We start from the raw sequence: 22389 nt of genomic DNA, 5'->3' as shown, positions 1-22389 counted from the left end.
TTACCCCCCTAAATCCAATTTTTTAAATTTGAATTTTGCCACATAATAATTAATTACTGAAATTGCCAATTGTAATAATATATAAAAATATGGCTCTATAAAATTTTCATAGGTATTGGTTTCAATTTTATTTTCGGAATTAAGTTTAAATGTATAAGTTGGTTTAGCCATAAATAAATTATCTTGTTTATTAAAAATTATTTTACTTGAGCTCTCTGATTCAAATCACATATCTTCATAATTTCTTCCACCATAATAAGCGTAATTTTGCATCATATTTGAGATAAAGTTTAATTGAAAAAATATATTATATACTTTTCTTGACTTTGAATATCTATTTCAATTTTCGTTTTTAATTACAGTGCTATTTTCAAAAATAACCATATTATTTGTATAACGTATAAAATAATTTTCTAATATACGTGCACTTAACATTGTAGGAAAAAATAAATCCTCTTCCACTAATGATTTAATTTTTGAGTTTTCTAAAATTAATTTGTTATTTGAATAGGAAAAATAACTTTGATAAATATCCAATAAATTTTTACTATCAAATAAAATATTTTCCTCTTCTGGCTTAGTTATGTTTTTAATATAATTTTTTTCAATATTTTCCTGATCATTTAATAAAATAAATGTATCAAATAAGTTATAAAACTTATTTTGAAAATCACTGAATTTAGAAGTAATATATTCTGTAAAATTAATAAACTCTTCAAGGTTTTTTTTATCTATTTCATCACTACTATTACTAATTTTATTTTTTAATTCTTCTATAGATAAAAATCTATATTTCAATTCAAATCTAAAAGAAATCTCATCACCTTTTCACTTTGAAATCTTTGAGCTACTATTAGCTGCAATTATTTTTGTTGGAGTTTTAAAGTCTACTATTTGATTTTTTTCTTCAACAATTCCTATTTTTTTTCAAAACTCTATTCTTTCTTGAATATTTTTTTCAGAATCAAAATTATTAACCAATGAGTTTGGATCTGTTTCATATTTATTATTAATAAAATTTTCATAAATAGCAAAACCTAAGTTTGGATATTTCATTTGCTTATTTAAAACATGCTTTTTTAAATCATAACTATCATATACTTCATTAACAGAAAAAACTGTATTTTTTCCCTTATAAGATAAAGAAATATTTTTACTTTCTTCTCCTTGAATTAAAAAAGTATATGGAAGATTACTAATGAATGTACTTGCCAATATTAAAGTAGCTACAATTGTAGAAACTTGAATATTTGTGAATAGAGAAATTAGTAAAAAGAAACTTATTAAAAATACACAACTAATAAAAGAGTATATTAAATAAGTTAATGTTATTCTTAACAAGAATAAGTTAATTTCTAAAAGAAAAAGCATGTTTATAATGTTTATTAATAAAAAGCTAATAAATAAATTAATAAAAATCAATAATATAAATGCAATAAATTGATATGCAAATAATTTTTTTCTTGATAGTTGCTGAGTTACAATTATATTCATAGTCTTATCATCACGTTTGGCTACATAAAAGTACTGAGTTAATCGCAAACAAATAATAAATAATATAACAAATATTGTTAATAAAACATAGTAATCAAAAATCATTAAGAAGTTACTAATATTTTTTTGAATGATAGAATAAATTGCTATAAATAAAGAGAACAGAATATATAATCCATTAAATATCAAAAAAGATCTTTCTTTTATAATTAATTTAAAACTAAATTTTACTATTCATATTCCTGGTATCACTTTTCTCATAAATATTATCCAATCCCTTTATTATATAAATTTAACTATTTCCTTATCTTCAAGTTCCATAGCTCCCATAGTAATTTGATCTAAATCAATATGAAAATTAAAATAACCAAAAGTAAAATTCATTACCTTATTATTTCTTAATTCACTTTTTCCGTTTGCTTTAATATTAATACCAGTTTTTTTATTTGCACTTCAATTAAAAGTTGAATATGTTCAGCCGTGATAATTAGTTTCTAGATCACTAATTGACATATTATATAATGAGTTTTCACTAAGGTTTGCATTATTAAGTAAATTAATCTTAGTTTCTGCTAAATAAGGTCTACCTCTTAAAGTAAATGCATCATTAAAGAAAGATGTACTATTTTGGTTTCATACCTGTAAAGTAAATTTTTCAGTTATTTCTTCAGTAAGTTTTGAAGAATTTAAAGTCATTAATAAATCTTCTTTTGAATTATACTCTGGATATTTATAATTATGTGAAACTCCAAAAATTTTATGTCATTCTTTTAAAGTTTCAACAGAGAATTCAGACATGTTAGATAAAATCTGATTATCACTTTGATTAATATTCACAAAATAATTTACAGCTAATTTAAAATCTGGCAACTCATGTATATACATCCCATTAGATAAATTAATTGATAAACCTGTCAAGTTAATATAACCTAAAGCAGCTGAACTTTTATACTCATTTGTTTCTTTTATTTGATTTTCCTCCAACTTTAATTCTTTTATAAAACTATCTTTTTTAGTTTCAAAATCATTTTTTCAAATTGAATAATTAGAAGTTGTAAAATATTGACTTAATAAAGTATTTTTTGTAGAAGAATTATTTGGATCATTTCTAAAAATAGTGTTTAAAAATATTCTTCCACTATCACTGTTATAGTCAAACTTGATATTTTTTTCATCATCATACTTTCTATATTGATTTACTGTTTTAAATAAAGAATATTTATCCATTTCTGAAGATTTATATATTAGATCTCCTTCAAATGAAAGAGGTAATGTATTACCCACTTTTTCAAAATAATTTTTTTTAATAAAGTTTACTATTGAAGATTCAAATCCATTATCTTTTGAATTATCTTGGTAATATTCTTTAAATTCTTTATCAACTCTACCAAAACCTTCATATGATTTTTTAGTATCTCTAAGCTCTTCTCAATTTAAATTTGTATGTTTTCTATCTTCTAAATCTGTTGAAGAAAAATAATCTTTTGCTATATTTTTATAAAAATCATCACTTGCTTTTTTTAATGAATCACTATTTGTTGAGGTAAATTTAAAATTTTCACTTATATCAAAAGTTTCAATATCTTTTTCTCCCTTATATTGAATTTGAATTTTGTAATCCACAATTACATTTCCTAAGTAAAGTTTATCTGAATTTTCTGATACATATGATTTAATTACTAATGACTTTCAGTCAAAAATTATATTTTTTAATAAACTATCAACATCATTTAAAATAATTTTATATTCATTTACACTTTTTAATTTATTTAAGTCAGTTGATAATTGATCGTATTCTAAAACTCTTTTTATATCCTTTTCTAACTGTTCTAATTCAAAAGGATCAAGCTCATCAGAGTTCTTACCACTATTTTCAATTATTTTATTTCTTGTTAAGAAATAAAATTGTCCTTCTGTATCTGGCAAACCAATTAAGTTTTTATAAACATTCTCATTAAGGTGCTTTCAAAAAATTTCATCCACCTCGATTTTTAAATTGTTAATTATTTCATCATAATTAACTCCTGGTTCAATAATAGGGTCGACTTTATTTCCACAGGCCACTACTGTAGCACTACTTGTAGCAACTATACTTATTGCACCTAGTAAACTTAATAATTTTCTCATAATTTCTCCTCTGATTATTTTTATAATCATAGTGTGATTTTAGAAACAAATTAAAAAAAAGCAAGATTTATAAAGAATATTTATTTTAATAAAAATTGTTTTATAAATTTTTATTTTTTAACACTTAAGTGACAATTAAATTAATACCAAAAAAACTTATAAGTTAAATTTGATCAAATAATTTTTTTTTTTTTTTTCATTTCTTTTTAATTTAAATTACACATACTATTTTATAATTATAGAAATGAATATATTTACTAATAGAACACTCCAATTTTTCAAAGAAGTTTACTTTTAACTCATTTTTTTATTCGTCTTTTAATGAATAAAGGAAAGTTTCATACATTGCAGCAAAACAAGCAGACTTAGCCATTGTATTTTCAGATTTTTAATCTAGTAGCAAATGTTGCTGATAAAAAAAGAAAAAAAGAATTCTCTTTTTTAATATCTGCACTTGCTACAAAAAATAATATATTATGAACTCCAAGTGCAACCAAAGCTTGTCCAGTTAAACCAACTATTAATGCCTCTAAATAAATTGGTCAATTCATAAATCAATTAGAAAAACTTAATAGTAAATTTTCTAAAATCCCCATTATTGGTCCCATAATAAAAAAGCTAATAACTCACCTAGCAATAATATTAAAAATGGATTAAGTATAAAATTTACTACAGAATTAAAATACATCTCAATTAGCTTTTGAAAATAACTTTCATAATTCTTATAATAATAAAAACTAATATTTTTGAATAAAATGGTTTTATAGAAATATCTCACTGTACAATTTCAAAAAGTTTAATTCCCTCTTGAGAAATAATTTGTGTAATCTTTATTAACCCCAAGGCAATTGAATTAATGTTTTACCATTTAAGTATCTTAATCTTGATCAAATTAAAATAACTCTCATCATTTTAAACCAGAGTTATCAATAACTTCTAATATAACATCAAATACATTGTAATCTTAACCTAGAATAATATTCTCTAAATTTGGTTCATTGTCTAATCATGTTCTTAATAGTAATTGTTGAAAACTCATAATTAGTCCAACACCTAGTAAAAATGGAATCAAAGACTCAAAAATAACATAAATGGTTTTGCTAAATTTTCTCCCTAAAGAAAAGTTAGTTAAATTCTCTTTTATTTCAATTTTAAATTCAATATTATTGGTTTTAAATACAGTTAATTTTTTTTGGGAAGTTATGTAATTTTAGAAACCTCTTAAAACAATAACTAAATGTAATTCACCATGCAGTTAAAGTACTGCCTTATTTTTTTCTAACTTTTTTATTTCCTTTAAATCTGCTATTTTTAAATTAAAACAAAATAAGTCTCCTTCTTGTAGCACAATGATAAATATCTTTAATCTTTTTCAACTCCACCAACATTGTTAAAAATACTTTCTATTACAATTTTATTTTTTTCATCCTTACTCATTATTTTAATATTTTTTCATAGATTAATGTCAATTTTTAACCTATGAAAAAATATTATTCCTTTCTTTATTTAGAAGGAAAATTTTCACTGATTAGCACTGTCTCTTTTGAAACCTCAACTTTAATTCTATTGCGTGACTCAAATTTAGTTGAATCCATTAAGACATACGATTTTGCCGAGTTTTTAAAAACTTTTTCTTTTATCATAGCTTCTTCAATATTGGTAGTATAAAAATCTCTTCCATATAAACTATTCATACCAACAAAAGATTTATCAAAGTAAAAGTTATCTAAAAATTTTAAAGCTAACTCACCAGCTGTTGCATGGGTTGAAGTTATAATTGTTCCCCCAACTAAGCAAACAGAAATATCGTTTTCTAAAAGTTCTAAAGCAATTGAATAACCATTTGTAACAACCTCTATTTGTTTGCCTATTAAAAATTTAATCATTTGTTTAGTAGTTGTTCCTGTATCAATAAATATTAGATCACCATCTTCAATTAAGCTAGCAGCTACTTCACCAATTTTATTTTTGGCATTTATATTTAAACTAGCTTTTTCTTCATCAAAAGATTCTCTTGAAGCTACTTTTTGATTACTATTTATTGATTTACCCCCTCCATAAACTTTTATTAAGCGACCCTCTTGGTCTAAGTCTTTTATATCCATAATAATTGTTTGAATTGTTGAATCTGTCATTTCAGATAAAGTAATGTTTTTCATAAAACCTTGTTTATCAATTAATTCAACAATTAATTTTCTTCTTTCATCTTTAAGCAAAAATATTCCTCCCACTTTTATAGTACATTATACTGTTAAAAAAGTTTAAAAAAGTTTAAAAAAGTTTAAAAGGTAGTAAGATATTAGTGAAAAGAAAGAATGAGAATGTTATATGAAAACAAGTTTAAAAATGGAACTATTAAAAGCTCAAAAATTAGGTTATGCTTTACCTGCTTTTAATTTTGATAACCTTGAAATGATGAAAGCTATTATTGAAGCTGCTGAAGAAGAAAACTCTCCAGTAATTTTAATGGTAACTGAAAGTGCTGCTAAATATATGGGACTAGATTATGTCTTTGCCCTTGCTTTAACAGCATCCAATAAATCCAAAGTACCTGTTGTTTTACACTGAGATCATGGCTTTGATATTGCTTTAATAAAAAAAGCAATTGATGCTGGTTTCTCTAGTGTAATGTTAGATTCTTCTCTAAAACCCTTTGATGAAAATGTCAAAGAGACTTTGGAAGTTGTTAATTATGCAAAAAGTAAAGGTGTTGAAGTAGAGTCAGAAATTGGTCATGTTGGTGGTAAAGAAGATGATAGAAATTCAAAATCAAATGGTTATAGTGATATTAATCAAACAATTGAATTTAACAATTTAACAAAAGTTGATGCTTTAGCTATTGCAATTGGAACAAGTCATGGTTTATTTAAAGGTGAAGTTAAATTGCAATTTGACTTACTAAAAGAAATTGCTAGCAAAATTAAAACTCCCCTAGTTTTACATGGGTCTAGTCAAGTTCCATTAAAAGATTTACAAAAAGCTATAAAATTAGGAATTACAAAAATTAATATTGGCACTGATTTAAAAATAGCTTGTGCTGATGGATTAAAGCAATATTTTACAGAAAACCCAAATGACTTTGATGCCAGAAAATATGGTAGATTTGCAATTGAAAATGTAAAAAAACAAGCCATTATTAAAATTAGAGCTTTTGGTGCAAATAATAGAGCTTAAATTATTTAAAGACTATACTTTGTAATTATAAAAAGCAGATTATCAAATCTGCTTTTTATTTTTTTCAAAATAAATTGTTAAACCATACATCAATATTAATCCCAATGAACAAATCATTAAGATTAAGTAATCATAAGTATAATCATTACAATATACTGATATAGCTGTAATAAAATTAATAGAGCTAAAAACTATTCCCACAATATTTCAACTCAATGCAGTTTTTGCCTTTTCTGCTTTAATTGAATAAATACAAGCTAGAATATCAATAATGACTCACAAGCTTCACAATAACATTAACAACAGCGAAGTGATGAACTTTACACTTCAATGCATATTATCATTAACTGCCCCATTTATAGCAGTTGATATAATAATGACACCTTTAATTGATATAACAATAAAACAGAAAAATACTTTTGTATAAAAACTAATTCAAAATTTTGACATATTTTGTTCCTCCACTATTAATTTAGTGGAAAAAAATAAATAAAAATGTCATTGAAAAACAATGACATGTCTAAATAGAGTTTAAAATTTCTTTACGTTGTTTTTGATATTCTTCTAATGATATCAACTCATTTTTATATAGTTCTTGTAACTTTATTAAGCGTTTACTTGTCTTAGAGATTTTAACTCGATTTTTATTTGTAAAATATAAAACAAGAAATACGATAATTTCAACTCCTATTGTAATAGTTAAACAAATTGAAACAATTACAAAAGTATAAATTATTGTTCCTTGAACGATACTTGCTAAAACAGAAGTAAGCAATAACCATAACATCAATAATGTGAAATTAATAATTATTAATTTTAATAAGTTAGTTAAGATTCTATCCAAACTTACTTTTGAAGTTATCATCAAATACTCATAATCTCTTAAATTGTAATCATTAAATTCCTCTATTTTAATAATTTCTTTTTTACTTTTATCTTGATTAGCAACAATTCCCTCTTTGATAATTTGAACAGTTTTTTTACTATTGACTTTATTAATTGATCTTAAAATTAAATAATTCGATGAAATTATTTTATTATTATCTTCTTTTGTAGCAATTTTTATTGTATAAGGATAATTTAAATAAACTAATATATCATTTTCTTTAATAAAAACTTCTTTTGTTATTTCCTTACAAAAGTCTCTTTGATTATTTGGAAAAACATTTATAGTTTGAAATTTATTACTAGAGCAGTTTTTGCATTCTTTTATAAAATGTTCACTTCTATTTAAAACAGCTCCTCTTTTTATATAAAATAAGTCTTTTAATTTCATTTTAACCTCACTAAAAAATACTAATAAATTAATTATAGAGATTAAATTGTACAAATAGTATTTTTATGGAAATAGTATTTTTCTTATTAACAACAAGTAAATTAATAGATTTTTTTTTTTTTTTGTTTAGAGAAAAAGAAGTAAATTACATTTTTTAAAATAAGTTTTTAAAATTACTTATTCTATCCAATTATAATGACAAGACACTTAGTTTTATATTCTAAAATTCCTGAACTTTTATGTTTGTATGAAAATTCTATATCTATTGGGTCAGAAAAATTTGTAGACTTAATAATATTTACTATTCTATTTGGTTCTAAATCATTATCTCCAAAGGCAACATATAACCTATAATCATAATCAAATCTTTCTTGATCTTGATTTTCATACATTCACTTGGCTAAAATATGAGGATTTTTCTTTAAATAATCCATGGGATTTTCCATATTTAGTTTCTCAATAAGTTTTTTTCCTAGAGATTTTGATACCTTTTGGTCAAACATTATTCCATTTATAAAGAAGTCTACAGATTTTGAGTGAGATAAAGTAGGTATAATACTCTCACTATTTTCAAAAATTATTTTTTCAACAAAATCATTTCTAAGAGTATTTATTTCCTTTATTAATCTAAATTTTTGTGCTGCAACTGCTATTAGTCTATCCTTTTCTTCTTCTTCAATTTCTTTTCTGTTAATGTTAGCTGTAAATTGATCAAAATTATTTGCTACAAAAGGTCATTCAATTTCTGATTGATATTTATCATATCAACTTTTAATTAATTCTAAAAGTGAGCTTTGAGCAAATAAACCACTTTGATATTTACTTGAATTCTTGAACATTTCTCTTATAATTTTTTTATCTTCCTCATAATTTCAATTTTCTACAACTAAATCTTTTAGCATTTGAGTGCTCATATTCTTTTTAATATCTATACCCTTTTTATTTAAAAAGTATTTCAAATTCTGAGAATTTGAGAATATTTTTTTTACTTCATTTTGAGTAATTTTTTGTTTTATATCTATTTGCTCTTTTATAATCATATTAATTCTCCTTTTTTAATAAAATTAGATACTCTGTAACTCTCTTTGCTTTTGTATTTATTATATTTGATTTAAACCTTGAATAATCAATTTCTGTAATTGAAAGTGATCCATACTTTTCTAACATTTCTATAAATAAATTAAAATCAATTATTCCTTCATTACTATAACTTATTAAAATATATTTAAATTTTGCCTCTTTAACAATTTCTTCCATATTCAAAAGTGCTGTTCTTTTCTGAGATAAACCTGATATAAAGGAATCAATTCTTACTCCAGCTTTACCCTTTATTTTAGGATTATCATATTTTACAAGAGTTTCCAAAATATGATAATTTCGCGAGTATTGCCTTGAATTATAAGGTGGATCTAAGTAAAGTAAATCTCCTTTTATTTTTTTTATTAATTTTAGTGCATCTTGATTATAAACTTTATATGTAATACTATTAAATTTAATATTTTCATAAGTTTTAATTTCAATAGGTTTAATAGCGCTATTTTTAAATTTTTTAAGATAAGCCTCAAAAACAACAGCAGTATTTGAACATTTATCTACTGAGTTTAATAATAAAAATAATGCATAAAAATATTCGGTTTCATTAATTTTATTATTCTTATAAATTTTTTCTATATAAATTCTAATTGCATCTATTTTTTTAGCATTATCAATAGTAAAAAACATTCTATTAAATTCATTTAAATCTGATGGGCAATAATTTTTATAAAAATAACCTTCTTTAAACTTTAATGAGTTTAACTTATTAATAAATTTTTCTAATCCTCCATAATTTAAATATTTTAAATTTTTACCATTATTTAATATAGCCTTAAGTTGTACATAACTATAAAATTGAATATCATTTGCTATAATTTTTTTTTCCAATTTTATTTTAAAATTATATGCTACAACTCCAGTTCCAGAAAATAAGTCACAAACACTATTAATATCTTTAATATAAGGATAAATTAATTTTTCAATAAACTTTCACAGTCTTTTTTTAGAACCTATGTACTCCATAATTATTCCTCCATAGATATCTAAAAAATATTTTAACACAAATATTTAGTCAGTTTTATATTTACTACTTTAACTTAAAAAATAATTTATGAGTAATAAGCGATTATGTCCCTACATATTAACAAGCGACTTTGTCCTCCTTTATAATCAATAAATGGAGGTTTTATGAAAGGACTACTATTAAATACCATGAAACAAGAACAACTAAGATTAATTAAACAATTATCTTTAAGAAAAGAGTCTATTAAAAATACAGCCTATAAATTAGGTTATAGTGTTAGACACACAAGAAGAAAACTTAAAGAATATCAAGAAATTGGAGCAAAAGCTTTTATTCATAAAAATACAAATAAAATACCTATAAATAAAATACCACAGTTATTTAAAGATGAAATAATTGAATTGTTTCAAACAAAATATTATGACTTTAGTATTAAGCATTATTGAGAACTAACTTGAAAAAAGAAAATAAGTTACTCTGCAATTAGGCACATATTAATAGAAGAAAATGTTTTAATTGATACTCTTAACAGAAAAACAAAAAAAGATATTCGTAAAAATTTAAAGGCCACCAACCAAGAAAATTTAACACGCAAGTATCTTTCAAATTCAATTATAACAAGCAAACCCCATCCTACGCAAAAGAAAATTGTAAAGTTTGGAGAAATCTACGAAACTGATGCTTCAAATCATCAATGAATTAAGAACTTAAAATGTCATTTGCATATTGTAATTGATAAAGCTAGTAAAAGGATTTTAGCAGGCTATTTCAGTGAGCAAGAAACTACTGAAAGTTATTATAATATCTATAAAAAAGCCTTCAAACATTATGGTTTACCAAAATTAAATGTTAGTGATAATCGAAATGTTTTTAGTAGTAAAAATAATCGTGACCATTTTGGTGATAGTGTCTCAAATACACAATTGCAGTTTATTTTTCACTCTTTAGGAGTAAATACAAAAACAACGTCAATCCCTCAAGAAAAGGCATTAGTCGAAAGAACTTTTGGAACACTGCAAAGAAGATGACCTCAAATAATTAGACTCTTAGATTTAAAAAATATTGAGCAGTTAAATAATTATTTACCCCATCTTATTCAGGAATACAACCAAGATTTTTCAATACCTTTAGACCAATTAGAATCAGTAACTAGAAAATTTGATCAAGATGAAGATATTGTATTCTCTTATCGAAGTGAAAGAATTATTGATAATGGTCATAGTATCAGTTTTAAAAAAACTAAGTGATTTATTTGTAAGGGCTTTACTCCAATTTACTTTAAGCCAAAGTTAAAAGTAATGGTTATGGAAACGATAAATAAAAAGTATTATGCACTAATTGGAAATGACATTTACAATCTTATTCAAGTTGAAGACGAACGCTTACATGGAAGTATTAAAACACTATCTAATGAAGAATTTGAAACTACTAAAGTGCCCAAAATTGAATCTCCTTGGAAAGCAACTAACTGATATTTTTTTGATAGAAAAAGAAAAAATACAAGATCTATTTATTACATAAATCTTGTATTTTGGGACATAATCGCTTCTTATCTACAAATTTCTATTTTAGAGTTTAAAAATATATAGTAATAAGCGATTATGTCCCTACATATTAACAGGCGACTTTGTCCTACTTTATAATCAATAAATGGAGGTTTTATTAAAGGACTACTATTAAATACCATGAAACAAGAAAAACTAAGATTAATGAAGCAATTTTCTTTAAGAAAAACTCTATTAAAAATACAGCCTATAAATTAGGTTATAGTGTTAGACATACAAGACGAAACCTTAAAGAATATCAAGAGATTGGAGCAAAAGATTTTATTCATAAAAATACCAATAAAATACCTTTAAATAAAATTTAACAATTATTTAAAGATGAAATAATTAAATTACCTCAAACTAAATATTATGACTTTAGTATTAAACATTATTGAGAACTAACTTGAAAAAAGAAAATAAGTTACTCTGCAATTGGACACATATTAATAGAAGAAAATATTTTAATTGAGACTCTCAACAGAAAAACAAAAAAAAGATATTCGTAAAAATTTAAAGGTTCCAAACCAAGAAAAATTAACAAGCGAGTATCTTTTAAAATTAATTATAACAAGCAACCCCCCTCCTACGCAAAAGAAAATTGTAAAATTTGAAGAAATCTATGAAACTGATGCTTCAAATGATCAATGAATTAAGAACTTAAAATGTCATTTGCATATTGTAATTGATAAAGCTAGTAAAAGGATTTTGGCAGGTTATTTTAGTGAGCAAGAAACTACTGAAAGTTATTATAATATCTATAAAAAAACCCTTAAACATTATGGTTTACCAAAATTAAATGTTAGTAATAATTGAGATATTTTTAGTAGTAAAAATAATTGTGGCCATTTTGGTGATAGTGTTTCGAATACTCAATTGCAATTTATTTTTCACTCTTTAGGAGTAAATACAAAAACAATGTCAATCCCTCAAGAAAAAGCATTAGTCGAAAGAACTTTTGGAACATTGCAAAGAATATGACCTCAAATAATTAGACCCTTAGATTTAAAAAATATTGAGCAGTTATATAAATATTTACCCCACCTTATTCAAGAATACAATCAAGATTTTTCAATTCCTTTAGACCAATTAGAATCAGTAACTAGAAAATTTGATCAAGATGAAAATATTGTTTTCTCTTATCGAAGTGAAAGAATTATTGATAATGGTCATAGTATCAGTTTTAAAAAAACTAAGTAATTTATTTGTAAGGCCTTTACTCCAATTTACTTTAAGTCAAAGTTAAAAGTAATAGTTATGAAAACGATAAATAAAAAGTATTATGCACTAATTGGAAATGACATTTACAATCTTATTCAAGTTTAATATGAACGCTTACATGGAAGTATTAAACCACTATCTAATGAAGAATTTGAAACTACTAAAGTGCCCAAAATTGACTCTCCTTGGAAAGCAACTAACTGATATTTTTTTGATAGAAAAAGAAAAAATACAAGATCTACTTATTAGATAAATCTTGTATTTTGGGACATAATCGCTTATTATCTAGATCTTTTAGATTATTTAATTGTTAAAATTTATGAGTAATAAGTAATTATATACCCAAAAATTAATAAGTCACTTTATCCGCATTTATCAAAATTAAATAAAGATTCATGAAAAAAATCAGATTTAAATCAAATTAATAGAATAAGTTATTCTTGAATAGACGATTTTTTTCTGAGTTCTAATATTTTAGGAAATAATACCTTTAATGAAAATATACTAGATATATTTAAAGTTTTCATAATTAAAGCATTTCTATATTATGATTTAAATTTTTTAAAAATAATATCTAAAATAACAATTTTAAAAATACTATAATAGAGAAAAATTAAAATAGTGTAGAATATTAAAATTCAAGCAATTATATTCTAGCTCATTAATTATTTTTTAAATTTCATTCCTGTTAATAATTCTTTACAATTTTGTTCTACTAATGTTACATTTCTTGATCCAAAATTTAGTATTATTTCATCGAATAGTTTTGAATAATTTGCATCTGTTTTTAGAAAATTAGTTGTGATCATACCTGAGTTTTTAATTACACTAGCACTTTCTTGGGCAATTAAATTTATTAGTGTAATAAATTTATCATCCTTATCTGATTTATTTTCAAATTCAGATTTTTTTATAAATGAAGATAATAAAATTTTTGATCTTTGATTTTGATAACTTTCAATGTTTGGTTTTACATTCTTATTAAAACAAGTAATATAATATACCATAGCTCCAATTAAAGCTACAGTGGCATTTTTACCATTTTTTAAGAACTCAAATTCATTTAAGTCTTTTCCTTTATTTAATTCATCTTTATCATTTGAAGTTTTTCATTTTTTAAAATTATGTTCATATATTTCCTCTAAATACATTAAATCTAGAAAAAAATCATATCCATTACCCTTAGTAGAGTTGAATTTTCTAAAAATAACATCAGAGTTATCTTTAGTTATTTGATTTTTAAATCCACTTCTTGCTGTACCAGGCTTTTGCTCAATAAATGAAAAATATAATTTCATTAAGTCTTCAGTTTTTACAATTTTTTTATTCATTCTTTTAGCTTCTTGATTTAGTCTATCAGCTCTTTTGTATATAAGTCTATATTTTGATTTTTTTGAATTGATTAAGTCATGAAATTTTTTAACATTTCTATTATTTGCAATTAAGTCAATAGGTTTAATTGGTTTTTGATTATTTGAGGCTTCAGAGATTTCTTCAATTATATTTTCATTACTATTATCAATTATTTTTACAAAAACTTTAACTTCTTTTATTGATGAGTTAATTGAAGAATCTCCTATAAGGGAAGTTGTTTGTCCTCCATTAACGATAAATAATTCATCAAATTTTAAATGTCTACCATCTCTATTAATATTCTTTGCAATTATAGTTAAACCATTATTTAAAATAAGAAATTTTTCTGGATTATCTTTAAGTGTATTTTTAATACCACTATCTATTTTTCCATTTTTAATATATCCTCTTACATTTTTTTCAAATATTTGACCTTCTCTTGACTGTGATTCATATACTTTTCTCAAAGACTCACCAGTGATAACTGCCAGCAAGACATCGGAATAGTTCTCTGTTTTTATTTCAATATATGAATCTTTATCTACTAATTCTAATTTGCATTCCTTAACTCCAGCCTTTAATGCATCATTTTTTAATATTTCTTCTATTTCCTTTTCACAAATTATACTAAAATTTACTTTTATTTCATTGCCCAATTTTTTTTGTATTTGCTTTTTGTATTTGCTAAGTATAGTTGAAATTTCAAATTCAATTTTAGCAGATGTTATAAATGATACACTAATTGAGTTGTTCTCTTCTAAATAATTCAATCAATTTGATCCAATACTTTTAATTTCATCTTTTTTGTCATTGTATCTATTTTCATTAAAACAATTAATTGTATTAATTATTTTATCAATACTAGACTCTATATCTTCTTTTGTAATAGAACTTACATATCTACATTGGGCTATATTTATTGAATAATTTTCATCATCAATAAAAAATATATTAATACCTCCATCGTTTTTACCGCCAACCACTCTTTGTTCATATTCTAATTCGTCCAATTTCATTAAGTATTTTGAAGAAAATAATTCAAAACATTCAGAATCCTTTAATTCTTTTTCATCTAAAAGTTGTTGAAAATATTTTTTAGAATATTTTTTTTCAAAATACATCTTATTTTCATCTGTATAAAAGCTTTCCTTAAATTCTTCATCATAAACCTCTTTATAATCTGTAATTATCTCATGCATTTTATTAAGCATATCCTTTTTTTGATCAAATTTGACATCACTAAAATCAGAACCTGAATGAGCAAAAGGCTTTACAATCTCATTTAGTTTTGATATTTTATTTGTAATTGAAATACTTGCTTGCTTATTGTCAACTATATATTTTATTTTAGAACCAACAGTTTTTATATTTTCTACATTACTAAATTCATAGTCAATAAATAATTCTAAAAGCTTTCTAATTTCTACTGGAAATGGATATTTTTTAGAGTTAATATTTTCTTCAACTGTAATGATTTTTTCGTAAAACTCTTTATTACCATAATTTTTATAAAATTTAAAATTCATTTTTATTACCCCTTTTATACTTTCATATTATACTTTTTAAACACTAAAATTTTCTAAGAAATCTAGCATTAGCGTCTGTCAATTTCTTCATAATTTTTCACGATTTTTTTTAATATCTTCAACTTTATTTACAATTGTTCTTTCATCTGCTTCAATTCCTTCAATTGACTTTTGTATAATGCCTTTAAATGTTTCAAATGATTTAAGTTTTCATAAATTAAATTTATCAAATGCTTCATTATTATCAGATTTGCCTCTTAAATTTGATTCAATTAAAATTAATTTTCTTACCATTGAAGACACAAAGACAAAACTATCAGGATCTGCAATTAAAATATTTTTGTTTTTTTGTGAAACTAAGAATGGTACTTTAAATTTTTCATTTGTACTTGTTGCAACAAGTACAGCATAGTTAGCCCCTTCTTTTGCCATATCCTCTGTTAATTTTGGCTCTCAACTATCTTTTCATTCACCATTTTTACACTCAAAAACTATTTTTCCAAGATCCAATTCTTTCTCTCTTACTATTTGTAAAAAGTCAGCTTTAGTACCTGTTCTTGTAATTTTATTTATTTCATCTCCTGTTAAAGAAGCTAATTTTCTTAATTCTAACTCTACTTCGTTCTCTCAATTTTCACCTTTTGTTTTGTTGTTTAAAATTCTATTTGTTGCATTAGCAACTTTTAAATCAGTTATTTCTTTTTCTTTTAAAGAAATAATTTCTTCATATTTAGTTTTAAGCTCCAGCTCTTTTTGATTTAATATTAATTTGTTTTCACTTTCAATTTTTTCCACTTCTAAAAGAGCTTGATTTGTTTTAGCTTCTCATTGTGCTTTTTGCAAATTAAAGTTACTTTCTAATTCTAATTTTAGTTTTTCCACTTTTTGTTCATGTAATTGATCTATGGAATTTGCTTCAGCTTCCAATTTTTGAATTTTATTCATTAAAGTTGTAACTTCAACTTGTTTTTCTTCCAAGAATTTCGCTTTTAAATTTGCTTCTAATTCCTTTAAATCTCTTTGATTATTAAGTTTAATAGTTTCAATACTTGTATTTAATGTATCAATATTGTTTCTTAAAGCAGAAATGGTCTTTTCATTTTGAAGTTCCAAATCTTTTTTATAAGAATCTAGTTCAAGACTGTAAGTTTTTTGCAGTCTTTGTGTAATTTGAGTTTCAATTGCTTTTGTTAACTCTTCTTCTAAGTGCTTTTTAAACTCATTGATACTTTCACTATCTCTAGTTTCTAATTGCATTAAATCAATTTCTTGATTACAATTTGAACAAGTTATTAGTAATTTTTTCATATTTATTTCCTCTTTTTCTTTCTTTGAGAGGAGCTGGAATAAGTTATACTTACACATCAGGAACTATTTATCCATCAGTAATAATTTAAACTTTTAAATTGTTTGAGTGTTGCATATTGCAACACTTATATAGTAGCAAAAAAAACATAAAAAAGTCATAAAAGTTTAAAGTTTTATGTGCAAAAAGTCTATCTAATAGCATTAAAGCCTCTTGAACCAGAGTTTGTATCCTTTATTCAATTAGTTTCTAACTGCTTTAATTCCTCTCTTGTTCAACTTATCTGTGATAAGTTTTCTTCTAAAATAAAGAAGTAAATATTTTCTAATTTTAAGTCATAGTGTTTTACATATTCAACTATTTTTTCATATTTTAGTTCTAAATCTTGTCTATTCTGATAGAAAACTTTTTCTATACTATTAATATGTTGTTTTCACCTACTAAAAATATTATTTGCTTGACCAATATAGATTGGAATTTTATAAGTATCTTTTTGATTATCATTTATAATTTTTATTCCATAAATACCTTGATTACTATTTTGATATAAGCCATTTTTTATATTATTAAAACTAATTCCTCTTTTTATATTAAAAAAATTATCTAAAGAATTATTATTTTTATCAAGTACTTTATACTTTAAATTAAAGTATGTTTCTTTATTTATTATTTCAATATTACAATAAAAATTATGAAATAAATTACGTAAATAATTTAATAAGAGACAATATCAAATAAGAAATGATAAACATACTATAAAAGAAAGTGTCAGCATAACAAGTAAAAAATTGTTCATAGGTTTATCATTAGAAAGATTTATCATTAATGAAATGCCAAATAAAAATATAAGTAAAAAACTTATTATTGATGTTAAAAGGATAAAACCACCCTTTTTATTTTCCTTTTCCAGTTTTTGATCTAAATCTTTAGCTTGCTTTCTTTTATCTATTTGATATGAACTATATTCATTCAAATTATTAAACTTATTAAACTCTAAATTTTCAATGAAAGGATTTATTTTATTAGATTCTTTTATTGTATATCTCTTTATTCCACCTCTTGGTCCAATTTCTTTTATAAATTTATAACTTTGTTCTAAGGAATAAAAATTAACTATTTCATTATCATTAGATAAATCTAAATTTAAAAAATTTTTTTTCTTAAAAGCAATCTCTGTTTTTTTATTTCTAATATTAAAGATAGTTTTAATAAAAAATAAATTTTTCATTTTATAATATTCCTTTCGTATTCAATTATTATGTTGATATGTTCTTTATAATTACATATTCAATTTTAACAGCTGAATAAGACTATTAATACTAGTATTAATTTTAGAACATGTAAATTATATTTTAATATTCAAAGGTATTTAATTACTTCTTATTATAAATAAATAGTATTAATTTTAATAAAATAAATTTTTATTTTTAAAAAGTATCCTCTGCTATTTATTACTCATATTATTATAACTCTTATGCCTTTAATTCGTATTTTAAATATTTTTTAGTTTGATACAAAGTAAATTTTAAGAGAAATAAAATTAATTAAAAAAAGATAAGTACTAATACTTATCTTTACTTCTTATCACAGTTAATATTAATTCGAATTTCGCCTACTAATTCCGGGTTATTATTATGTTCGCTTATCCCTAAATAAAGTTCTATCTCTGTTTCACCACTATCAAAGTAAGCTTGCATATCTTCTTCAGAAGAAAAATAATTCTTACCATACTTATCAAAACACAAAAAGAAGTTTCGATTATCTTTTCAATTTATATTTGCATCATTAATTTGCTTCTGCTCTTTAATTGAATCAGATATTATTTTACTTATATCAGGTGGCATTGTTTTTTGTCTAAATATAAAGAATAAAACATTAATTTGTTTATAAGACTCAATATCTTTAATAACAACATCACTAACATCTATAATATTTGGTTCTGGTGGGATTTCTGGCTCCCCAGGATACTTACTAAAATAAAGGTTACCTCAAAATCTTGAGTTATTATTTATCTCATTCTCTTTTTTAAAATCTAAACTTTTCAAATAAAAATAATCATCATCTTTTAAGTAAATATATTTTTCATTAGATGTATTTCTTATTATTTCTCCATACCTATCTCATAAATTTATATTATCAATTGAAGTATTTAGAATATCAAAATCTGTTTTAAATTTATTTAAAAAGTACTCACTTGCTAGATCCTTTATATATAACTCAAAACTATCAAAAAACTTTTTATAAGTTATTGTTAGAATATTTATACCAATGAAATCTTTTATGAAAAATTGATAATTTTTCACAATTTTTTTAGCTTCTGAGTTTTCTAGATCATAAATCATTTTCACTTCAAATTGCCTTGATTCAACTCACAAAAATTTTCCACCTATTTGAGAAGTATAAATAGATAATTCAAATTTATAAACATCATAATTAAATTTTTCAATTTCTTTAATATGAACTAAATGTTCATTTGTTGCTCTAGCCTTCATAGTTTCTGGATCTTTATAAGTAATTTCAGATACACCACCCATACTAAACTCATTATTATAAGCTGTTCCGCCTGTTCTTAAGAAAGATATAAAATTTCTTTCTTCATCTGGACTATTATATTTATTTATTGAATAATTTATTAAAGTAAAATCTTTTAGTAGTGGTGCCTCACCCCCTGAATAGGGATAAAATGAAGAACAAGATATTGTATATAGAGATGGAAATAATATTGAATTTATACTAAGTAATAAGAATATTTTTTTCATACTCTAGCTAAATTCAATATTTTTAATATTCAATTGTGCTCCTGCTCTTGATCAATAAGCGTTCATTCAACTAGCATAAGCCTTAACTTCAATATCAAAATTTATGGTTATAACATTATTTTCCATTTTTATTGAAGTTCAAGCTTTAGTAGTATTTCAATTAACACTTCCAAAATATCCATCATTTCATAAATCATTTGTCATACCATTTGATAAACTCATAGACTCTGTAGTTTGCTTTACATTAGTTCAGTTATCTTCATTATAATTCTTTATTTTGTATTCTCCTGAATAGGTAAGATCCATTTTTTTAAATTTTTGTTGAAAATAATCAACTCCAAATTCTGGTCTATATTCAACTTGATAATGTCTTGAATCAGTTTGAGTTGAATTATATGCTTCAACTTCTATTTTTTCTGACTCTCAAGTTTCATATAATTTTACTTTGGCGTAATATGTAACTAATACTCTACCAATATACTTACTTGTACTACTTGCTTCCAATAATAAAGTCTTATAGTTTAGTTCTTTTACAGTAACATCTGTTCTTTGTATATTAGAGTTATCTTTGAAAAACTTATTCAAAACTTTTTCTTGAGTTGGATTCTCTATAATTCCTAAATTTTTGCTTTTAACAGCATTTTCTAATTCTTTACTTTCTTCTTCATTAATTATATCTACATCAAATAATAAAAATCCTGTGTAACTAGGATTATCTAATCCAGCCATAAATTTTAATTTTCTATTGATTTTAGTATTTGGTTCAGGTACTGGAATTGGAAATCCAATCATTATTCAATTTTCTGGATAGTAAAAAACATCCATTAAAACTGCTAAAATAATCTCATCGTCAGTATTTGATGACATTAAATCCATTATTATAGAGTCTGAAATTTCCTGTTCAGTTGTTGATTCTGTAGTTCAATTCATATTACTAACAGTGTTTTTAGTTTTTATTTTTGTCAATACTATCTTTTCTTGGTCATTTTCATTTAGTACTATTATGTTATTCAAGTTGCTATTATTTGCTATAGTAGCAACGCTTGGAGAAGTTAATCCCACGCTTGCAATAAAGCCTAATAATAAATTCATTCTTTTCTTTCTCTCCTTTTTGTAGCACCAATTACTTGATGCTACAAAAGTATCTTATTCTCTAATAGAATAAAAGCATTTTTTCTTTTAGTTTAAGAAACTCATAGAAAAGATTGTTTTCAGTAAAGACTTTTTAATTAAGTGGTTCATTGACACTTTTAATTATGATTTTCCCTTGGGCGGTTTTATCATTTCCTCCACCTTTAATTTCAAAAGTTAAATGATTCAACATTTTTTCTAAAGCATTAATTTTAGAATTTGATTTACATAAATAAATTTTCGAAGATAAATCAAATACTTCAACAAAGGCATTACTATTATTTTTTAAAATTAAATCTGCAATAAAATTTAAATCCTTATTTTCTAAAGAAGATTCTTCTATTAAAAATAAATTATAATCTAGTGAAGAAATTGGACTAATATCTTTATATTTTTTATATAGTAAATCTTTCTTTTTAGAATCAATTTCATTTAAAAAATCTGGGATTTGAATTTTTAAATCAGTTGCCAGTGATTTAAATTTTATATAATCTTGTCAACTAGTTTCTTTTTGCTGACTATATTTTTTTGTTAAGTGTACTCATGCACTTAACATCATTTCGACATTATCATCTTTGCCATACTTTTTTAAATTACTATATTTTAAAATAAGTTGTTCAACTTCTTTAAATTCTGTTTCACAAAAACTATTATATGCTAAGTTAATTTCAAAGTTTTTTGTTTTAGCATAGAAACGATAAATACCACTTCCCTTTGATTCATAACTTGTAATAAGAAAATCTTCAATATCTTTTAAAGAATTAACATGTGTTCCACTACAAAGTTGAATTGAAGCATTATCAAACTTTACAATTCTTAAGTCCCCTTCTAATTGTTTTTGATTAAATTCAATTGCTAAATTATATTTCTCTTTTGCAGTTTTTGCATCAACAATAAGCTCCTCTTTTTTGGCATTAGTTGTCATTTTATGTTTCACTATATTATTTAGTTCATAAATATTTGATCAAGATATTTTTTGTTCAATATACATATCCATTCTTAAACCAGTTTCATCATTGAAATATCCTTTACCAATACTGGTAGGAAAAAGTTCACGTAAAGTGTCAAAAAGTAAATGAGCTGCACTGTGATTTTGACTAACAAGATCTCTGTGATTTTTATCTAATTTTGCTATTACTTGTGACCCTACTTTAATATCGTTAATTAACTCTACTTTATGTACTACTTTATCTTCGCTAATAGCTAGTCCAAGGATTTTATATTCTTTTTTATTAAATATGATAACTCCTTTATCACTAATTTGTCCTGCTGATTCTGGAAAGAATACTGTTTCTTTCAAATACATTAATGTAAATTTCTCTTTATTAATAAATTCTGTCACACTTGTTTCAATTTCATTTAGTTGATACCCTTTAAAATCTTTTAACATTTTTTTGTTCTCCTCTTATTATCTTTCAA

General features: G+C 23.4%; 15 protein-coding genes and 2 pseudogenes. 3 read left to right on the top strand and 14 right to left on the bottom strand.

The features are described 5' to 3' along the window. The 4 genes from AAHM84_RS01200 to AAHM84_RS01185 all read right to left on the bottom strand — a co-directional run bounded on the left by AAHM84_RS01200 (position 1) and on the right by AAHM84_RS01185 (position 5837). Positions 1–1755: an ABC transporter permease gene (locus tag AAHM84_RS01200; RefSeq protein WP_342259091.1), complete on the bottom strand. Its 1755-nt coding sequence runs from the start codon at positions 1753–1755 to the stop codon at positions 1–3. Positions 1756–1776: 21 nt separating this feature from the next. Further along, a complete protein-coding gene (locus AAHM84_RS01195) occupies positions 1777–3621 on the bottom strand; it encodes a lipoprotein (protein WP_342259090.1) in 1845 nt (614 codons plus the stop codon). A gap of 365 nt (positions 3622–3986) precedes the next feature. Next, positions 3987–4217, bottom strand: coding sequence for a hypothetical protein (locus tag AAHM84_RS01190; protein WP_342259089.1), 231 nt, complete (start codon positions 4215–4217; stop codon positions 3987–3989). 906 nt (positions 4218–5123) lie between these two features. Then, positions 5124–5837: a DeoR/GlpR family DNA-binding transcription regulator gene (locus tag AAHM84_RS01185; protein ID WP_342259088.1), complete on the bottom strand. Its 714-nt coding sequence runs from the start codon at positions 5835–5837 to the stop codon at positions 5124–5126. Positions 5838–5949: 112 nt separating this feature from the next. Between AAHM84_RS01185 and AAHM84_RS01180 the strand changes: the two genes are divergently transcribed. Beyond that, positions 5950–6795, top strand: coding sequence for a class II fructose-bisphosphate aldolase (locus AAHM84_RS01180; RefSeq protein ID WP_342259087.1), 846 nt, complete (start codon positions 5950–5952; stop codon positions 6793–6795). A gap of 39 nt (positions 6796–6834) precedes the next feature. Here the strand turns inward: AAHM84_RS01180 and AAHM84_RS01175 are convergent, their stop codons facing one another. The 4 genes from AAHM84_RS01175 to AAHM84_RS01160 form a co-directional block, all read right to left on the bottom strand. Beyond that, positions 6835–7245 (bottom strand): hypothetical protein, encoded by a 411-nt coding sequence (locus AAHM84_RS01175; protein WP_342259086.1) that lies wholly within the window; start codon positions 7243–7245, stop codon positions 6835–6837. Positions 7246–7315: 70 nt separating this feature from the next. Further along, positions 7316–8071: an SHOCT domain-containing protein gene (locus AAHM84_RS01170; protein ID WP_342259085.1), complete on the bottom strand. Its 756-nt coding sequence runs from the start codon at positions 8069–8071 to the stop codon at positions 7316–7318. A 182-nt stretch (positions 8072–8253) separates the two neighbouring features. Further along, on the bottom strand, positions 8254–9111 hold the full coding sequence (locus tag AAHM84_RS01165) for a hypothetical protein (protein ID WP_342259084.1): 858 nt from the start codon (positions 9109–9111) through the stop codon (positions 8254–8256). A gap of 1 nt (position 9112) precedes the next feature. Continuing rightward, on the bottom strand, positions 9113–10129 hold the full coding sequence (locus tag AAHM84_RS01160; RefSeq protein ID WP_342259083.1) for a DNA adenine methylase: 1017 nt from the start codon (positions 10127–10129) through the stop codon (positions 9113–9115). 165 nt (positions 10130–10294) lie between these two features. Here AAHM84_RS01160 and AAHM84_RS01155 point away from each other — a divergent pair. Both AAHM84_RS01155 and AAHM84_RS05460 read left to right on the top strand, forming a co-directional pair. After that, positions 10295–11644: pseudogene (locus AAHM84_RS01155) on the top strand (ISNCY family transposase); the annotation flags it as partial. A gap of 147 nt (positions 11645–11791) precedes the next feature. Beyond that, a pseudogene (locus AAHM84_RS05460) lies at positions 11792–13144 on the top strand (ISNCY family transposase). 416 nt (positions 13145–13560) lie between these two features. Here the strand turns inward: AAHM84_RS05460 and AAHM84_RS01145 are convergent. The 6 genes from AAHM84_RS01145 to AAHM84_RS01120 form a co-directional block, all read right to left on the bottom strand. Then, positions 13561–15774: an AIPR family protein gene (locus AAHM84_RS01145; RefSeq protein ID WP_342259080.1), complete on the bottom strand. Its 2214-nt coding sequence runs from the start codon at positions 15772–15774 to the stop codon at positions 13561–13563. A 36-nt stretch (positions 15775–15810) separates the two neighbouring features. Continuing rightward, positions 15811–17082: a DUF2130 domain-containing protein gene (locus AAHM84_RS01140; RefSeq protein WP_342259079.1), complete on the bottom strand. Its 1272-nt coding sequence runs from the start codon at positions 17080–17082 to the stop codon at positions 15811–15813. Positions 17083–17270: 188 nt separating this feature from the next. Then, complete coding sequence (locus tag AAHM84_RS01135) at positions 17271–18308, bottom strand: GIY-YIG nuclease family protein (protein WP_342259078.1); 1038 nt, start codon at positions 18306–18308, stop codon at positions 17271–17273. 346 nt (positions 18309–18654) lie between these two features. Continuing rightward, positions 18655–19839 carry a hypothetical protein gene (locus tag AAHM84_RS01130; protein WP_342259077.1) on the bottom strand — a complete coding sequence of 395 codons (1185 nt, stop codon included), beginning with the start codon at positions 19837–19839 and terminating at the stop codon, positions 18655–18657. Between the two features lie 3 nt (positions 19840–19842). Then, the gene (locus tag AAHM84_RS01125; RefSeq protein ID WP_342259076.1) at positions 19843–20931 is read right to left on the bottom strand and encodes a hypothetical protein; all 1089 of its coding nucleotides are present in this window, start codon (positions 20929–20931) and stop codon (positions 19843–19845) included. Positions 20932–21064: 133 nt separating this feature from the next. After that, positions 21065–22360, bottom strand: coding sequence for an alanine--tRNA ligase-related protein (locus AAHM84_RS01120; RefSeq protein ID WP_342259075.1), 1296 nt, complete (start codon positions 22358–22360; stop codon positions 21065–21067). Positions 22361–22389: the final 29 nt, after the last annotated feature.

Origin of the sequence: Spiroplasma endosymbiont of Dioctria linearis, from assembly GCF_964030865.1 — a bacterium.
Lineage (GTDB): Bacteria > Bacillota_I > Bacilli_A > Mycoplasmatales > Mycoplasmataceae > Spiroplasma_A.
Note: the sequence above shows the minus strand (reverse complement) of the source record. Positions and strands in the feature narration are given on the sequence as shown.